Below are 16236 nucleotides of genomic sequence, written 5' to 3'. Positions count from 1 at the left end.
CTCACGTAGAGTTGGCACCGTGACTGAGCCCATACTGCTTCCTGCCTCTGACCCGACTCTCGATATCCGCAGCCTGCCGAAGGTGTCGCTGCATGACCACCTCGACGGCGGTCTGCGCCCGGAGACCATCATTGAACTTGCCGCGCTGGCGGGACACGAGCTTCCCTCCACGGATCCCGTGGCACTGGGGGAGTGGTTCCGCGAGTCCGCCGATTCCGGGTCGCTGGAGCGCTACCTGGAAACCTTTGACCACACGATTGCCGTGATGCAGACCCGTGAAGGCCTTATCCGGGTGGCACGCGAGTTCGTTGAAGACCTGGCCGATGACGGCGTGGTGTACGCCGAGATCCGGTGGGCTCCCGAGCAGCACCTTAGCGGCGGCCTGAGCCTGGACGAAGCGGTGGAAGCGGTGCAGGAAGGCCTGGAAGCCGGAGTGGAAGCCGTTGAAGAAGGCGGGCACCTGATCCAGGTGGGCCAGCTCATCACCGCCATGCGGCATGCCGACCGGGCGATGGAACTCGCCGAACTGGCCGTCCGGCACCGCCACAACGGAGCCGTTGGCTTTGACATAGCCGGCGCCGAGGACGGCTTCCCGGCGTCCCGCTTTGCCGACACCTTCACGTACCTGGCCGAAAACCAGTTCCCCGTCACCGTCCACGCCGGCGAGGCTGCCGGAGTAGACAGCATCAGGGATGCCCTGGTGCATGGGCGGGCACTGCGGCTGGGCCACGGCGTCCGGATTGCCGAGGACATTGACGTGGAGTTCGACGCCGAGTTCGACGCCGATGTCGAAGAGGGCGTCGACGGCGCCGCCGGGCAGGAGACGGACGCCGAGGTGGGCCTGGTTTCCATCGGCCAGGTGGCCGCATGGGTCCGGGACCGGGGAATTCCGCTGGAGATCTGCCCTTCCTCCAACCTGCAGACCGGTGCCATCGCCTCTTTCGGCGAGGATATCGAGGCCCACCCCATCGACCTGCTGTACCAGACCGGTTTCCAGGTCACGGTGAACACCGACAACCGGCTGATGAGCGGCGTCACGCTGACCGGCGAATTCGAGCTGCTGGCGGACGCCTTTGATTATGACCTGGACGACATCCTGGAGCTCACCATGAACGGAGTGGATGCCGCCTTCCTTCCGCTGGAAGAGCGCGACGCCCTGGCCGCCTACGTGACGGACGGCTTCAACCAGGCCCGTGGCTGAACAGGAGCCCACCAGCGACGGCGGTGACCTGGGCCGGCGGTTTACCCGCCTGGCCCAGGTTGTGGCCATCCTGCGTGAGCGCTGCCCGTGGACCGGGGCGCTGACACATCAGTCCCTGCTGGAGTACCTCATTGAGGAAGCCTATGAAGTGGCGGAGGCAGTGGAGACCGGACACACCGGCCCCGAAGACGCCCGGGAACTGGCCGGTGAACTGGGCGACGTCCTGTTCCAAGTGCTGCTGCATGCACGGCTGCAGGAGGAATCCGGCCACTTTGGCATTGCCGATGTAGTGGAATCGCTCACAGCCAAAATGATTCGCCGCAATCCGCACGTCTTTGCCCCCGACGGCTCGGTGCGGGCCGCCACCACAGCGGATACCGCCGAAATAGAGCAGGCCTGGGACGCAGCGAAGCGCCGGGAAAAGCCGGAACGGACCTCACCCTTCGACGGAATTCCCGCCGGTCTGCCGGCGCTCCTGCTGGCCGCCAAAACGCAGGAGCGGGCCCGCCGTGCCGGGCTGGAGGTGCCTTCGGCCACCCCGGAAGCCGCATCCGGGCGCACCTGGCATGGGTCCGAGGAGCTGGGAGATCACCTGTTCGACGTCGTTGCGCAGGCCCAGGCGCAGGGACTGGATGCGGAAGCTGCCCTCCGGGAGGCAGTGCGCCGGTTCACGGCCGGCCGCTAAGGCACACAGGGCCCGTCCGCAGCCCAAACAGAACGCCGGATTGGCGCCAAGGGGCCTTACTACGGCGCCGGTTTCAACTAGGCTGGAAGCAGACAGCGTGGCCCGCTTCATAGGCCGGGCTGTAGTTACCCCTAGCGTTCCAACGAACAGGAGCATTCCCATGGCAATCATCGATGCCATTCACGCCCGCGAAATCCTGGATTCCCGCGGTAACCCGACCGTTGAGGTAGAGGTTCTGCTGGATGATGACACGTTTGGCCGCGCCGCGGTTCCCTCCGGCGCCTCGACCGGTGCCTTCGAAGCCAACGAGCGCCGCGACGGCGAGAAGACCCGTTACCAGGGCAAGGGTGTCCTGCAGGCTGTTGAAGCCGTCATCGAGCAGATTCAGCCGGCGCTGCTGGGCTTCGATGCCGCCGATCAGCGCGCCATCGATCAGGCCATGATTGACCTGGACGGCACGGAGAACAAGTCCGGCCTGGGCGCCAACGCCATGCTTGGTGTGTCCCTGGCCGTGGCCCGCGCCGCAGCAGAATCCGCAGCCCTGCCGCTGTACCGCTACCTGGGCGGCCCCAACGCTCACATCCTGCCGGTGCCGCTGATGAACATCCTCAACGGCGGATCGCACGCGGATTCCGACGTCGACATCCAGGAATTCATGATTGTTCCCCTGGGTGCGCAGACCTACTCCGAGGGCCTGCGCTGGGGTGTTGAGGTCTACCACAACCTCAAGTCCGTGCTGAAGGAAAAGAACCTCTCCACCGGTCTGGGCGACGAGGGCGGCTTCGCTCCGAACCTGCCTTCCAACCGTGCAGCCCTGGACCTGATCCTCGAGGCCATCACCCGTGCCGGCTACACCCCGGGCACGGACATCGCCCTGGCCCTGGACGTTGCCTCCTCGGAATTCTTCAAGGACGGCGCCTACGTCTTCGAAGGCCAGAACCGCACTGCCGAGGAAATGTCCGCGTACTACGAGGAACTGGTCCGCGACTACCCGCTGGTTTCCATCGAGGATCCGCTGGATGAGAATGACTGGGAAGGCTGGGCAGCACTGACCGCCCGTCTGGGCGACAAGGTGCAGCTGGTGGGTGACGATCTCTTCGTCACCAACCCCACCCGCCTGGAGACCGGCATCAAGATGAACGCCGCCAACTCCCTGCTGGTCAAGGTCAACCAGATCGGCACCCTTTCCGAAACCCTGGACGCCATCACCATGGCCCAGCGTGCCGGTTTCACCACCATCACCTCGCACCGCTCCGGCGAAACCGAGGACACCACCATTGCTGACATCTGCGTTGCCACCAACGCGGGCCAGATCAAGACCGGTGCCCCCGCCCGCTCCGAGCGCGTTGCCAAGTACAACCAGCTGCTGCGCATCGAAGAAGAGCTCGACGACGCCGCACGCTACGCAGGACGCAGCGCGTTCCCGCGTTTCACGGCAGAGTAAGCCTGCTGCTGGTGGGTACCCTCTTTATAGAGGGTGCCCGCCAGTTGTGTTTAAGCCCCTTTACGTAAGTTGTTCCACAGCCGATGCCGAGACCGCCGTCTCTGCTGGGCGCGCCAAGCCAGTTCCGCTGCACCAAGGAGTTCCATGCCCACCCGACGTCCGAAAGTTCCCAAGGCAGGCTCCGCTCCTGACGGTTCCGGCACCGGCGGGGACACCGCCGGCCGCAGCGCGGCCCGGTCCGTTCGACGAAAGACCGCCGCAGCGGATCCGGACGTCATCAGTGCCACCAAGCCGGTGGATCCCGCCTCAGACCAGGCACCCCGCGCAACGGCGGCCCCTGCTGCCAAGACATCCGCTGCTAAGACATCCACCGTCAAGACATCCACCCCCAAGACATCCTCGGCTGCGACCTCTTCCGCGAAGACTTCCGCACCCAAGGCTGCGGGCTCCCAGGCGAAGGCTGCCGGCAAGGCTGCCGGTAAGTCGGCCGGCGCTGACACCTCGGACACCTCGGCGCGGAGCAGGGCAGCCGCTGCGGCCGGCCGGCTGCGGCAGCGTTCCCGGATCCTCGCCGAAGGTTCCTCTGTGGCTTCCGCTTCCTCCGCGGACGAATCCTCGGACCATTTGCGCCCGGTTCCGGCGAAGGCCTTCTCCGGCAGGCTGCTGGTCCTCGCCATGGTGATGATCGTGGTGATCGTCCTTCTGACACCGTCAGTGAACACTTATGTGCACCAGCGGTCGGACATCACGGCCCTGCAGACGGAGATTGCCGAGCAGAAAGAGAAGTCCGCCACCCTGGAGTCCCAGCTTCAGCGCTGGGAGGACCCCAATTACATCAAGCAGCAGGCGCGGGAACGGATTTTCCTGGTGATGCCCGGTGAGACGCGCTATCTCGTCAAGGGCGAGGACGGCGTGGAAACCGTGGAGCAGGAGGCACAGGAAGAGGAAACGGACCTGAAGTGGGTGGACTCCCTGTGGGACTCCGTCAAGCGGTCCGCCAACGCACCTTAGCCGGGCAGCTGCAGCACCGGAATCCCGTGGCTGCGGCTCCGGCGTCCTTCTGCGCACAGTAATCTTAGAAGCGCAGACATTATTCACCCGGGGCTTGTTCAGGCCCCCAGGAAGGAACCTCCGGCATGACCCAGGAGCAGCTCACCCCCACCTCCGAAGATCTGGAGACACTGAGCCGTCAGCTCGGCAGGCCGGCACGCGACGTCGTGGAAATCGGCGCCCGCTGCGTGTGCGGCAATCCGCTTGTTGCCACCACGGCTCCGCGCCTGAGCAACGGCATTCCGTTCCCCACCACCTACTATCTGGCGCACCCGGTCATCACTGCTGCGGTCTCGCGGCTGGAAGCTGCCGGCGTCATGAATGAAATGACCGAGCGGCTGGAGCAGGATCCCGAGCTTGCGGACCGCTACCGGGCCGCCCACGAGGCGTACCTGCAGGTGCGCGACGAAATCGGCGCCCGCACCGGCGTCGGCCCTGTTCCGGAGATCGACGGCGTTTCGGCCGGCGGCATGCCCACCCGCGTGAAGTGCCTGCATGTGCTGGTGGGCCACTCCCTGGCCGCCGGTCCCGGCGTGAACCCGCTGGGTGACGAAGCTTTGGAACGCATTTCGCCGTGGTGGACCCGCGACCGCTGCTACTGTGAGGGCGCGTGGGACACCACAGGAGCAGTGCCGAGCCGCGACCTGAGCCGGCACACCAAGACCCAGGGCCTCACAGCAGAGGAACTGGACGCCAAGCGTGCCGCCCGCCGAGAGGCCGTCCAGGCCGCAGCCGACGCCGACCAGCAGGGGAAGCCGTGAACAATTCAGCCAGCGCACCGATCCAGCCGGGCGCCGACAGCGCGGAGGCCGAAGCCTCCCGTCCCACTGTCCGCGTAGCCGCCGTCGACTGCGGGACCAATTCGATCCGCCTGCTGATCGCCGACGTCACGCAGGACGACGGCGTGCCCCGGCTGACCGACGTCGTGCGCCTGATGCGGGTCAACCGGCTCGGGCAGGGCGTGGACGCTACTGGACGCCTGGCTCCCGAGGCGCTGGAACGCACCTTCGAGGCAGCCGACGAATACGCCGCCCTGATCCGTGAACACGGTGCCGAGCGCGTCCGCTTCGTCGCGACGTCCGCCAGCCGGGATGCCGAAAACCGCGAGGAGTTCGTGGCCGGCATCCGCGAGCGGCTGGGCGTGGAGCCCGAGGTCATCTCCGGAGACGAAGAAGCAGGCCTGTCCTTCGCCGGGGCTACCAGCGTCCTGGGCAGCAGCAACGGGTCCAAGACTTTGGTTGTGGATCTGGGCGGCGGCAGCACGGAGTTTGTGCTGGGCACCTCTGACGGAGTTATGGCGGCCAAGAGCACCAACATGGGCTGCGTCCGCTTCACTGAGCGCCACCTCACGTCCAATCCGCCCACCGAAGCGGAAATTGCGATGGCCCGCGGAGACATCCTGGACATCATTGCCCAGGTCCTGGCCACCGTGCCGCTGGCCGAGGCAGACCGCCTGGTGGGCGTCGCCGGCACCATCACCACGGTCACCGCCCACGCCCTGCACCTGCCGGAATACTCCGCCGAGGCGATCCACGGGACCGAGCTGGACGAAGCCCGGATTGACCAGGCTGCCGGTGAACTGCTGCACATGGACCGGGACGCACGGGCGGAACTGCCCTACATGCATCCGGGCCGGGTGGACGTGATCGGCGCCGGCGCCCTGATCTGGCAGACCATCGTGGACCGGGTCTCGGAGCTGACCGACGGCAAGGTTGCTTCAGCGGTGACCAGCGAACACGACATTTTGGACGGCATCGCCCTGAGCGCTGCCCGGTGACCCGTGCGTCGGCAGGTTTAAGACCGGGACACCGGAAGGGCAGGGGAGCTGTCCTCACGGCGGTGCTCCTTCTGTTGGCCTTCCTTCCGGCCAGTCCGGCTGCCGCCGACCAATGGCGGGACAAGCAGTACTGGCTGGCCGATTACGGTTTTGATGAAGCCTGGGCGGTCAGCCAGGGCGAGGGCGTGAAGGTCGCGGTCATCGACACCGGAATCGATCCGACCCATCCCGATCTGGCCGGCGCGGTCACCGGCGGTACAGACGTGTCCGGCGTCGGAGATCCGGCCGGAGGCAGAGGGCTCGGAAGCAACCCCTCGCACGGGACACTTGTGGCCACCCTGCTCGCGGGGCGCGGACACGCCCCGGCCGCCCCGGCCGCCCCGCCGTCGCCCGCCCAGACCGGCAAGAATACGGACAAAGCTCCGAAAGACCCGTCACCGTCACCCGCCGCGGAACAGGCCAAGTCCGACGGCATCATCGGTGTGGCACCCAAAGCTGAGCTGCTGGCGGTCTCCGCCTGGATCGGTCCGGAGAATCCGGCCGGAATTCCGATCGAAGACCAGATCCCGGTGGCCATTCGGTGGGCCGTGGACAACGGCGCCCAAGTCATCAACATGTCCCTGGGCAGCACCTCTCCCTCCTGGCCGGAAAGCTGGGATGAGGCTTTCCTGTACGCCGAGGAGCAGGACGTGGTGGTGGTGGCTGCCGCCGGAAACCGCGGCGTGGGCATGGTCCAGGTGGGCGCTCCGGCCACCATTCCCGGGGTCCTCACGGTCGCCGGACTGGACCGGTTGGGCGCAGCCAGCCGGGATTCCTCCTCGGAGGGGATCAGCATCGGCGTGGCCGCGCCGGCGGAGGACCTCGTGGGCGGACTGCCCGGAGGCCCGGCCCGCTATGCGGACTGGAGCGGAACCTCCGGGGCCGCGCCGCTGGTGGCAGGAACCGCTGCGCTCATCCGGTCCGCGTATCCGGACCTCAGCGCCGCGGATGTCATCAACCGGATCACCGCCACCGCCCGCGAGGCCGGTGCCCCGGGCCAGGACACCCTCTACGGATACGGGCTGTTGGATGCCGGTGCAGCTCTCACCGCCGACGTTCCCTCCGTGGCCGCGAATCCGCTGGGCAGCATTGCGGACTGGATCCGCATCCACCGCCGCGACACCGCTCCGGCTCCGGCCGGCGAGGTTCCGGACGCGGCGCAACCCATGGCGCCGGACCTGCCGGAACCGACGGTACCGGCAGCACTGGCACCCGGAACCGAGACTGATCTGCTGCCCGGAACCATTGTGATCGGTTTTGGCGCGCTGCTGATTTTGGTCACAGCGGCAGGGGCGGTCGCCATTGCCCGGGCACGCCGCCGGGGGCAGGAGAATCCGGCCTTTGACGAGACGAAAATACTGCCTCCGGAGCAGCCAAATCTCTCGTGAAGCTTTTCACAAACTCAGGTACCATGTAGGCATGGCATCTACAACACAGTTTTCAGACCGTCCGCGCGTCCTGGTGGTAGGCGGTGGCTACGTAGGACTCTACGTAGCCAAGAACCTCCAGAATAAGGTCAAGGCTGAGGGTGGCATCGTCACTGTTGTGGACCCGCTGCCTTACATGACGTACCAGCCCTTCCTTCCCGAGGTGGCCGCAGGCACCATCGAGGCCCGCGACGCCGTGGTTTCCCACCGCATGCACCTCAAGGACACGGAACTGATCACCGGCAAGGTGACCTCCATCAACCACGCGGCCCGCACGGCCGTTGTTGAACCGGCTGACGGCAGCGAGCCGTTTGAACTGCCGTACCAGGACGTTGTCCTGGCTGCAGGTTCCATCACCCGCACCTTCCCGATCCCGGGCCTCGCCGAGGCCGGCATCGGCATGAAGACCATCGAAGAAGCCGTGGCCACCCGCAACCACGTGCTCGAGCGCATCGAAACCGCTTCCCTGATGCCCGCAGGTCCGGAGCGCGAGCGCGCCCTGACGTTCGTCGTCGTCGGCGGCGGCTTTGCCGGCATCGAAACCCTGACTGAAATCGAGGACATGGCGCGCGACGCCGTCCGCGAGAACAGCCGCCTGAAGCGTGAAGACCTCCGCTTTGTCATGATCGAAGCCATGGGCCGCGTTATGCCCGAGGTCAAGCCGGAGCAGGCCGAATGGGTCGTTTCCAGCATGCGTGCCCGCGGCATCGAGGTCCTGCTGAACACCTCCCTGGCCTCGGCTGAGGACGGCGTCCTCAAGCTGATCAACATGGCGGACAAGTCCCCGGCCGGCGAATTCGGCGCAGACACCCTCATCTGGACTGCCGGTGTGCAGGCCAACCCGATGGTCCGCGCCACCGACTTCCCGGTTGACGAGCGCGGCCGCGTCCGTGCCAACGCCGAACTGCGCATCACCGGCGACGACGGCCCCATCGACGGCGCCTGGGCTGCCGGCGACGTCTCTGCTGTTCCGGATCTCTCCGGCGGCGGAGTCGGCGGGTTCTGCGTTCCCAACGCACAGCACGCCGTCCGCCAGGCCAAGCTGCTCGCCAAGAACCTTCTGGCAGCACGCTACGGCGAAGGCAGCATCGAAGAGTACAACCACAAGAACCTCGGCGCCGTGGCCGGCCTGGGCCAGTACAAGGGCATTGCCAACATCATGGGCTTCGGCATGAAGGGCTTCCCGGCCTGGCTGGCACACCGCGGCTACCACGGCCTGGCCATGCCGATGTTCGAGCGCAAGTTCCGCGTGATCTCCGGCTGGCTGCTGAACGTGAGCTTCGGCCGCGACCTCACCGGTCTGCGCAACCTGAAGAACCCGCGTTCGGCGTTCGTTGCGGCCGCCACCCCGGCCAAGAAGAAGGAAATGGCCGGCAAGTAGGCCCTTCCTCCTCGCATTGGCATGCACGACGGCGGTTCCTCCTTCGGGAGGGGCCGCCGCTGCTGTTTCCGGCTGCATGTGCGCATCCAGTAGGCTTGAGCAGAAGCTTTCGCTTCAGCCCCAGTAGCCCAATGGCAGAGGCAACAGACTTAAAATCTGCGTGTTGTCGGTTCGAGTCCGACCTGGGGTACCGCTGGACTACGCTTCACCCGCCGGCCGGTCGGAGGGGTTCACGACCCCGGGCTGGTCGGGGTGGGCCACCCGCAGGTGTGCAGTGAGCATCCGGACCGATTCTTCCTCGGTAGCGGCATCGTGTTCCCAGCTGCAGGAACAGCAGCGGGCCTGCGGGCTGCCGTCCGGCGCCGTCGAGACACCCCAGGCATCGCCGGGAAGCAGATAGAACCCGCCGTATGTGCCGGACCATTCCCGAAGCGGAGGCTGGGCGTTGTTGCTTGCATGCTGCTGGGTCATGACTCTTATTCGGTGGCGCGGCGTGCATAGATGGTTGGCGTGCGGATCTTTGTCCACCAGTATTTCTGCGGTGCTCCGGGCCGAGGGCGAAACGATGGGATTTCCGTCTGACCTGCGCCTTTACTGAAGCACCCGTCCGTATTCCAGAGCTTCCCCTCCGGCCCGCAGTGCGGCCGAAACTCGACGTGTTTGACGCCACACCATGATCTGCCCCATACTTGGAATCGATTCCATGGAATCGATTCCACAACGGTGTAGGGAGCAGTGTGCGGTCAACGACGATCAGGGACGTGGCGCAGAAGGCCGGCGTCTCCGCGGCCACTGCCTCCCGCGTTCTTTCGGGGCACTCCGCCACGTCGGAGGAAGCCCGCCAGGCCGTGCGCACAGCCGCCGCGGAGCTCGGCTTCCGTCCCAACGCCCAGGCCCGCTCCCTGCGCAAGACCAGCACGCAGACCATCGGTTTGCTGCTGCCCGACATCCGCAACCCGTTCTTCGCTGACCTGGCCCACGCCGTCGAACAGCGAGCCCGGGACTTCGGCTACCTGACCCTCTTCGGCAATGCCAACGAGAGCCAGACGCAGCAGGACAGTTACGTGGAGGTCATGCTGTCCCAGCGCGTGGACGGACTGATCGCCGCGCCGCAGGGCGACGCACAGGACCTGCCCGGGCTGCTCGCCGGCGAGGTGCCCACGGTCGTCGTGGACCGCGTGGTGGACGGTGCCGCGGTTCCCTCCGTCACGGCGGACAACACCGGCGGCATCGCCGACGCCGTCCATCACCTCATGCAGCGCGGCCACCGCCGGATCGGCTACATCGCCGGACCCCAGTCCACCTCCACCGGACGCCAGCGCCTGCAGGCCTACCGCTGCGCTGTTGCCGAAACCGGCGCCGACGACGACGGCAGCCTCATCTATCAGGGCGACTTCCAGTCCGCCAGCGGCGCGGCCGGCGCACGGTGTCTGCTGGACCTCGCCGAACCGCCCACCGCACTGCTGGCGGCGGACAGCCTGATGAGCATCGGAGCCATAGCGGTCTGCAACGAACGCTCACTCACCATCGGCCGGGATGTCGCCTTCGTGGCCTACGACGACATTGAAGCCTTCACGCTGCTGAACCCGGCGCTGACCGTCATTGCGCACGACGTCCACGCCATGGGGCGTTTGGCCGTCGACCTGTTGATCGCGGAAATTGCCGGAGAATCACCGGAATCCGCGGTGCTGCCAAGTCGGCTCATCATTCGTGGTTCCACACCATCCCGTCCAGAAGGAAAACAACCATGAGCGAGAACCCCATCCTGACGCTTGAGGGCGTCAGCAAATCCTTCGGACCGGTGACGGTGATCGACGGCGTCACCGTGCAGGTGCGTCCCGGCAAGGTCCAGGTGCTCCTGGGCGAAAACGGCGCCGGCAAGTCCACCCTGATCAAAATGATGTCCGGCGTTTACCAGCCCGACGGCGGCCGGATCCTCGTGGACGGCCAGCCGGTGTCCCTGCCGGACACCAAGGCGGCCGAGGCCTTGGGGATTGCCACCATCCACCAGGAACTGAACCTCGTGGGTTCCATGAGCGTGGCCGAGAACATCTGTCTGGGCCGGATGCCGCGGAAGTACGGGCTGGTGGACCGCCGCGCCATGAAGGCCCGTGCCCGGGCTGCCCTGGACCTGATCGGCCTGGACGTGGATCTGGACCAGCCGGTGGGGGAGCTGGGCATTGCCCGCCAGCAGCTGGTGGAAATCGCCAAGGCGCTGAGCCTCAACGCCCGCATGCTCATCCTGGATGAGCCGACGGCGGCCCTGACCAACCGTGAAATCGCCGCCCTGTTCGCCGTCGTCGAGGACCTGCGCCGGAAGGGCGTGGGCATGGTGTTTATTTCCCACCACCTGGACGAGATTGCGGCCATCGGTGATTCAGTGTCCGTGCTGCGTGACGGAAAGTTCATTGCCGAGGTGCCTGCGGACACCCACGAAGACGAACTCGTCCGCCTGATGGTGGGCCGCGACATTGACCAGCAGTTCCCCCGCCGCCGCGACTTCACCGGGCCGGCCGAAACGCTGCTCGAGGTCAAGGGCCTGTCCACCAAGGGCCTGATCCACGATGTGTCCTTCTCGGTCCGCGCCGGAGAAGTGGTTTCCCTGGCCGGACTCATGGGGGCGGGACGGACGGAAGTGGTGCGCGCCATCGCAGGTGCGGACTCCTATGCCGCAGGCTCCGTCCGGGTACGGGACGCCCTGCTGCCCAAGGGCGACATCGGTGCCGCGATCCGCGCCGGCATTGGACATGTGCCCGAAGACCGCAAGGTCCAGGGACTGGTCCTCGGTGCGGCGGTCAACGACAACATCGGCTACGCCACCCTGAACTCAACCGCCAAGGCAGGCGTGGTGGACTTTGCCGGCCAGCGGCGGCGCGCCCAGGAAGTGGCGGACCGGCTCCGGATCCGCATGCACAACCTGGACCAGGCGGTGGGCTCGCTTTCGGGCGGCAACCAGCAGAAGGCCGTGTTTGCCCGCTGGATCGTTGCTGGCTCAACCGTGTTGCTGCTGGACGAGCCGACCCGCGGCGTGGACGTGGGCGCCAAGGTGGAGATCTACGAACTTATCAACGCCATCACCGCAGCCGGCGGCGCCGTCGTCATGGTGTCCAGCGAGCTCCCTGAAGTCCTGGGCATGAGCGACCGGATCCTCGTCATGAGCGGCGGGCACATTGCCGGCGAACTTGACGCGGCCGGGGCAACCCAGGACGCAGTGATGTCGCTGGCAGTGCGGGATGTACAGCGTGATGTGGAAGACCAACTGATGAAGGACGGATCATGAACAAGGCAGCTGTGCAGGCACCGGAAACGGTTGCGCGGAAGCAGGCACCGGAAAAGAGTGCCCGGGCGAAGAAATTCCTCGCCGACAACGGTGCCCTGGTGGGACTCGTGGTCCTTGGGCTGGCGCTCTTCATTGCCACCCCGGACTTCCTCACCGGCCCGAACCTATTGAACATCGGCATCCAGGCCTCCGTGATTGCGGTGCTGGCCTTCGGCATGACCTTTGTAATCGTGGCCGCCGGCATTGACCTCTCGGTGGGATCGGTGGCCGCACTGTCCGCCATGGGGTCGGCCTGGATGTTTACCCAGGGCAGCATGCCCGGGTGGATCGCGCTGCTTGGCGGACTGCTGATCGGCGCCCTCAGCGGCGCGGTCAGCGGCTTTGCCGTTGCCTACGGCCGGCTGCCCTCCTTCATCGCCACCCTGGCCATGCTCAGTGTGGCCCGCGGCCTGACCCTGGTCCTTTCCGACGGCAGGCCGATTGCGACGGCGGATGAGGTTTCCTTCCTGGGCGGCAACGTCGGCCCGATCCCCATGCCCATCGTGGTCCTGATCATTGCCGGCATCGTTGCCGCGCTGATCCTGAACTACACGGTTATTGGCCGGTACATGTACGCCGTTGGCGGCAACACCGAAGCCGCCCGGCTCTCCGGCATCCCCGTACGCCGGGTCCTGGTGACCGTGTTCGCCCTCTCGGGGCTGTTTGCCGCACTGGCCGGGCTCCTGCTCTCCGGGCGCCTGGACTCGGCCCAGCCGCAGGCCGCCTCCGGCTATGAACTGGACGCCATTGCCGCCGTCGTTATTGGCGGTGCTTCACTGGCCGGCGGAGTCGGCCGCATCAGCGGCACGCTGATCGGCGCCCTGGTGCTGGTGGTCATCCGCAACGGCCTGAACCTGCTGAACGTTTCCTCGTTCTGGCAGCAGGTGGTGATCGGCCTGGTCATCGCCCTGGCCGTGGGCGCAGACGCACTGCGCCGCAAGAACTCCACCCATTGACGCACACCTCCCTCTTCACCTGCCCAACCCATATCCAAAGGAACCAACAATGAAGTTCTCCTCAGCACGCAAGACTGCGGCCGTCACCGTTTCACTCGGCCTCCTTCTGGGCGCCACCGCCTGCAACCGGGGCGACGACGCCGCCGCTTCGGGCGGAACCGTCACCCTGGCCGTGTCCACCCTGAACAACCCGTTCTTCGTCGAACTGCGCGACGGAGCGCAGACCGCCGCCGAAGCCGCCGGCCTGGAGCTCGATGTCCTGGACGCGCAGAACGACTCGGCCACCCAGACCAACCAGCTGGCCACCGCCGCGACCTCCGGCACGGAGGGAGTCATCATTAATCCGGTCGATTCCGACGCCGCTGCCGCTTCCGTGAGCCCCCTGCTGGCCAACGAAACCCCGATTGTTGCCGTGGACCGCACGGTGAACGGCGCGGACGTGCAGTCCCTGGTCTCCAGCGACAATGAGGCCGGCGGACGCCAGGCGGCAGACGAACTGGCCAAGGCCATGGGCGGGGAGGGTGAAATCATCATCCTGCAGGGTGTTGCCGGAACATCGGCCAGCCGTGACCGCGGCGCCGGTTTCACCGAAGGGCTCAAGGCGTACCCGGGCATCAAGATCGCCGCACAGCAGACGGCCAACTTTGACCGGGCCGAGGCCTTGAACGTTGCCACCAACCTGCTGCAGGCACACCCCGGCGTGACCGGCGTCTTCGCAGAAAATGATGAAATGGCCCTGGGCGCCATCCAGGCGCTCGGCAGCCGCGCCGGCGCCGAGGTCAGCGTCGTGGGCTTCGACGGCACCGAGGGCGGATTCGCCGCCATCAAGGACGGCACGCTCACGGCCACCATCGCCCAGCAGCCCGCCGAGCTCGGCAAGCGCTCGGTTGAAGTCCTGGCCCAGCTCCTTGAGGGCGAAACCGTGGAAAAGACCATCCCCGTTCCGGTCACGACCGTGAACACCGAGAACCTGGCCGACTTCGCCTCATGAAAAAGACCGGCATTCTCAACGCACCCCTGAACGCCGCCATTGCCCGTCTGGGGCACGGGCATCTGGTAGCGATTGCCGACTGCGGCCTGCCCGTCCCGGACGGGGTTCAGACAGTGGACCTGGCGCTGGTGAAGGGCATTCCGTCCTTTGAACAGGTGCTGACCGCAGTGCTGGCCGACGTAGAGGTTGAAGGAGCCGTCATGGCTGCGGAAGCCGCGGGCACCGGCGTCGAGCGGGTGCTGGCGGATGCCGGGCTGGCGCCGGAAAGGGTGAGCCATGAGGAGTTCAAGGCCCTTCTTCCGTCCGTACGGCTGATCGTGCGGACGGGAGAAGCCACGCCCTTTGCCAACGTCCTGCTGCGCAGCGGCGTCACGTTCTAACCCGCGGCCCGTCTCCAGTGCAAGAGGCGGGAGTGCGTAGTGTGATGAGTGTTACAAGGACGTAACCCTAAACCCTTATGTTTGACTCATTATTCAACTAGCTTTTCTTCTAATCAGGAACACCTGACAAGAGCATCAAAGGCCTCCGCCTTTCGATCGGGGAGAAAAAATCTATGACTGCACTACGCACCAAGGGCCGTCCCGGCCTGGACGGTTACAGCCGGGCGGCCAGAATCGCGGCGGTGGGGCTCGGATTGGTACTTGTCGCCTCCGGCTGCAGCGGGGGAGATACCCCTTCCGACCCGGCGACGGGTTCGGAATCATCTTCGGGGTCTTCCGCTCCCGCTGCCGCCTCGCCCATCACCTGCCCGCCGAACGAGGGCGGCAAGGGAACGGATCCCGGAGCCAAGGGTGATGCCGCGGCCGTTCCCGCCTCCACCGGCACCACGGAAACCCCGCTGAAAATCGGCTCGCTGCTTCCGGCCACAGGTGCACTCGCCTTCCTGGGCCCGCCGGAAGTTGCCGGCGTGAATTTGGCAATCAATGAAGTGAACGCGGCAGGGGGTGTTCTGGGTAAGGATGCGGAGGTTCTTCACCGCGATTCCGGTGACACCACCACTGACATCGCCACCCAGTCGGTCACGGACATGCTGGGCCAGGGCGTAAGCGCCATTGTTGGTGCCGCATCCTCGGGCGTTTCCAAGACGGTCATCGGCCAGATCACCGGAGCCGGCGTCATTCAGTTCTCGCCGGCCAACACGTCTCCGGACTTCACCACCTGGGACGACAACGGGCTGTACTGGCGCACCGCTCCTTCGGACGTGCTGCAGGGACGGACGCTGGGCAACTACATCATGAGCTGCGGCGCGCAGACAGTGGGCATGATTGTCCTCAACGACGCGTACGGCACCGGCCTGCAGGGCAACATCAAGAGCTCGGTGGAAGCCGCCGGCGGCCAGGTTGTTGCCGAAGAAATGTTCAACGAGGGCGAATCCCAGTTCAGCAGCCAGGTGGACAAGGTTGCCGCTGCCAAGCCGGATGCCATTGTGGTTATCAGCTTTGAACAGGCCAAGAGCATTGTTCCGCTGTTGACCGCAAAGGGTGTTGACCCGAGCCAGCTGTTCTTTGTGGACGGCAACACCTCCGACTACAGCGCCGACCTGGAAGCCGGAACGCTCGAAGGGGCGCAGGGCACCATTCCGGGTCCGTTCGCTTCGGACAACTTCAAGGAATCCCTGCTGGCGGTGGATCCGGCCCTTAAGGACTGGTCCTACGCCGGTGAAAGCTACGACGCCGTGACCATGCTGGCTTTGGCTGCGGAAGCTGCCGGAAGCACCGACGGCAAGGCAATGGCTGCGGAGCTGCAGGGCGTATCAGAGGAGGGCGAGAAGTGCTACGACTACGCGGGCTGCGTGACCATCCTGCGCGGCGGCGGGGACATCGACTATGACGGTTACTCAGGCCCGGTGACCTTCGACGAGAACGGCGACCCCACCGAGGCGTACATCGGCATTTACCAGTTCGACGCCGACAACAAGCCGGTGCCGAGCCGCTCCGAAGAGGGCAAGCTCTAACGTTTCACACAG

At 66.0% G+C, this 16236-nt stretch carries 15 protein-coding genes and 1 tRNA gene; 15 read left to right on the top strand and 1 reads right to left on the bottom strand.

What is annotated here, in order from left to right; genetic code table 11:
• Positions 1-19 precede the first annotated feature (19 nt).
• From AC4D2Q_RS08165 to AC4D2Q_RS08125, 9 genes are all read left to right on the top strand, one after another.
• Positions 20-1201 carry an adenosine deaminase gene (locus AC4D2Q_RS08165; protein WP_490945984.1) on the top strand — a complete coding sequence of 394 codons (1182 nt, stop codon included), beginning with the start codon at positions 20-22 and terminating at the stop codon, positions 1199-1201.
• A complete protein-coding gene (locus AC4D2Q_RS08160; protein ID WP_490945983.1) occupies positions 1194-1886 on the top strand; it encodes a MazG nucleotide pyrophosphohydrolase domain-containing protein in 693 nt (230 codons plus the stop codon). Before AC4D2Q_RS08165 ends, AC4D2Q_RS08160 begins: the two co-directional genes overlap by 8 nt.
• Positions 1887-2046: 160 nt before the next feature.
• Positions 2047-3330 carry a phosphopyruvate hydratase gene (eno, locus tag AC4D2Q_RS08155; RefSeq protein WP_490927069.1) on the top strand — a complete coding sequence of 428 codons (1284 nt, stop codon included), beginning with the start codon at positions 2047-2049 and terminating at the stop codon, positions 3328-3330.
• A gap of 144 nt (positions 3331-3474) precedes the next feature.
• Positions 3475-4341 (top strand): FtsB family cell division protein, encoded by an 867-nt coding sequence (locus tag AC4D2Q_RS08150; RefSeq protein WP_490945982.1) that lies wholly within the window; start codon positions 3475-3477, stop codon positions 4339-4341.
• 125 nt (positions 4342-4466) lie between these two features.
• Complete coding sequence (locus AC4D2Q_RS08145; protein WP_490927071.1) at positions 4467-5141, top strand: DUF501 domain-containing protein; 675 nt, start codon at positions 4467-4469, stop codon at positions 5139-5141.
• A 20-nt stretch (positions 5142-5161) separates the two neighbouring features.
• Positions 5162-6157 (top strand): Ppx/GppA phosphatase family protein, encoded by a 996-nt coding sequence (locus tag AC4D2Q_RS08140; protein WP_490946217.1) that lies wholly within the window; start codon positions 5162-5164, stop codon positions 6155-6157.
• A gap of 62 nt (positions 6158-6219) precedes the next feature.
• Entirely contained in the window at positions 6220-7584 is a 1365-nt protein-coding gene (locus AC4D2Q_RS08135) for a S8 family serine peptidase (protein ID WP_490945981.1), read from the top strand.
• Positions 7585-7615: 31 nt separating this feature from the next.
• Entirely contained in the window at positions 7616-9004 is a 1389-nt protein-coding gene (locus tag AC4D2Q_RS08130; RefSeq protein WP_490927073.1) for an NAD(P)/FAD-dependent oxidoreductase, read from the top strand.
• Positions 9005-9121: 117 nt separating this feature from the next.
• Positions 9122-9194: transfer RNA gene (locus tag AC4D2Q_RS08125), tRNA-Leu, on the top strand.
• Positions 9195-9202: 8 nt separating this feature from the next.
• On the opposite strand, the gene AC4D2Q_RS08120 is transcribed toward AC4D2Q_RS08125, so the two are convergent.
• Positions 9203-9475, bottom strand: coding sequence for a hypothetical protein (locus tag AC4D2Q_RS08120; protein WP_490945980.1), 273 nt, complete (start codon positions 9473-9475; stop codon positions 9203-9205).
• A gap of 290 nt (positions 9476-9765) precedes the next feature.
• On the opposite strand from AC4D2Q_RS08120, the gene AC4D2Q_RS08115 reads away from it, so the two are divergent.
• The 6 genes from AC4D2Q_RS08115 to AC4D2Q_RS08090 all read left to right on the top strand — a co-directional run bounded on the left by AC4D2Q_RS08115 (position 9766) and on the right by AC4D2Q_RS08090 (position 16224).
• Positions 9766-10755 (top strand): LacI family DNA-binding transcriptional regulator, encoded by a 990-nt coding sequence (locus tag AC4D2Q_RS08115; RefSeq protein WP_490945979.1) that lies wholly within the window; start codon positions 9766-9768, stop codon positions 10753-10755.
• A complete protein-coding gene (locus AC4D2Q_RS08110) occupies positions 10752-12284 on the top strand; it encodes a sugar ABC transporter ATP-binding protein (protein ID WP_490945978.1) in 1533 nt (510 codons plus the stop codon). Before AC4D2Q_RS08115 ends, AC4D2Q_RS08110 begins: the two co-directional genes overlap by 4 nt.
• Positions 12281-13279 (top strand): ABC transporter permease, encoded by a 999-nt coding sequence (locus AC4D2Q_RS08105; RefSeq protein ID WP_400926687.1) that lies wholly within the window; start codon positions 12281-12283, stop codon positions 13277-13279. Before AC4D2Q_RS08110 ends, AC4D2Q_RS08105 begins: the two co-directional genes overlap by 4 nt.
• A 49-nt stretch (positions 13280-13328) precedes the next feature.
• Positions 13329-14270 (top strand): substrate-binding domain-containing protein, encoded by a 942-nt coding sequence (locus AC4D2Q_RS08100; protein WP_490927078.1) that lies wholly within the window; start codon positions 13329-13331, stop codon positions 14268-14270.
• Entirely contained in the window at positions 14267-14650 is a 384-nt protein-coding gene (rbsD, locus tag AC4D2Q_RS08095; RefSeq protein WP_490945977.1) for a D-ribose pyranase, read from the top strand. Before AC4D2Q_RS08100 ends, rbsD begins: the two co-directional genes overlap by 4 nt.
• A 173-nt stretch (positions 14651-14823) precedes the next feature.
• Entirely contained in the window at positions 14824-16224 is a 1401-nt protein-coding gene (locus AC4D2Q_RS08090) for an ABC transporter substrate-binding protein (RefSeq protein WP_490945976.1), read from the top strand.
• Positions 16225-16236 lie beyond the last annotated feature (12 nt).

It is taken from the genome of Arthrobacter sp. TJ-178 (genome assembly GCF_058269275.1).
Note: the sequence above shows the minus strand (reverse complement) of the source record. Positions and strands in the feature narration are given on the sequence as shown.

Bases quoted from the DNA above. Each gene is read 5' to 3' on its own strand.
- eno (WP_490927069.1), top strand. From the start codon at position 2,047: ATGGCAATCATCGATGCCATTCACGCCCGCGAAATCCTGGATTCCCGC.
- rbsD (WP_490945977.1), top strand. From the start codon at position 14,267: ATGAAAAAGACCGGCATTCTCAACGCACCCCTGAACGCCGCCATTGCC.
- AC4D2Q_RS08100 (WP_490927078.1), top strand. From the start codon at position 13,329: ATGAAGTTCTCCTCAGCACGCAAGACTGCGGCCGTCACCGTTTCACTC.
- AC4D2Q_RS08150 (WP_490945982.1), top strand. From the start codon at position 3,475: ATGCCCACCCGACGTCCGAAAGTTCCCAAGGCAGGCTCCGCTCCTGAC.
- AC4D2Q_RS08105 (WP_400926687.1), top strand. From the start codon at position 12,281: ATGAACAAGGCAGCTGTGCAGGCACCGGAAACGGTTGCGCGGAAGCAG.
- AC4D2Q_RS08090 (WP_490945976.1), top strand. From the start codon at position 14,824: ATGACTGCACTACGCACCAAGGGCCGTCCCGGCCTGGACGGTTACAGC.
- AC4D2Q_RS08120 (WP_490945980.1), bottom strand. From the start codon at position 9,475: ATGACCCAGCAGCATGCAAGCAACAACGCCCAGCCTCCGCTTCGGGAA.
- AC4D2Q_RS08110 (WP_490945978.1), top strand. From the start codon at position 10,752: ATGAGCGAGAACCCCATCCTGACGCTTGAGGGCGTCAGCAAATCCTTC.
- AC4D2Q_RS08145 (WP_490927071.1), top strand. From the start codon at position 4,467: ATGACCCAGGAGCAGCTCACCCCCACCTCCGAAGATCTGGAGACACTG.
- AC4D2Q_RS08130 (WP_490927073.1), top strand. From the start codon at position 7,616: ATGGCATCTACAACACAGTTTTCAGACCGTCCGCGCGTCCTGGTGGTA.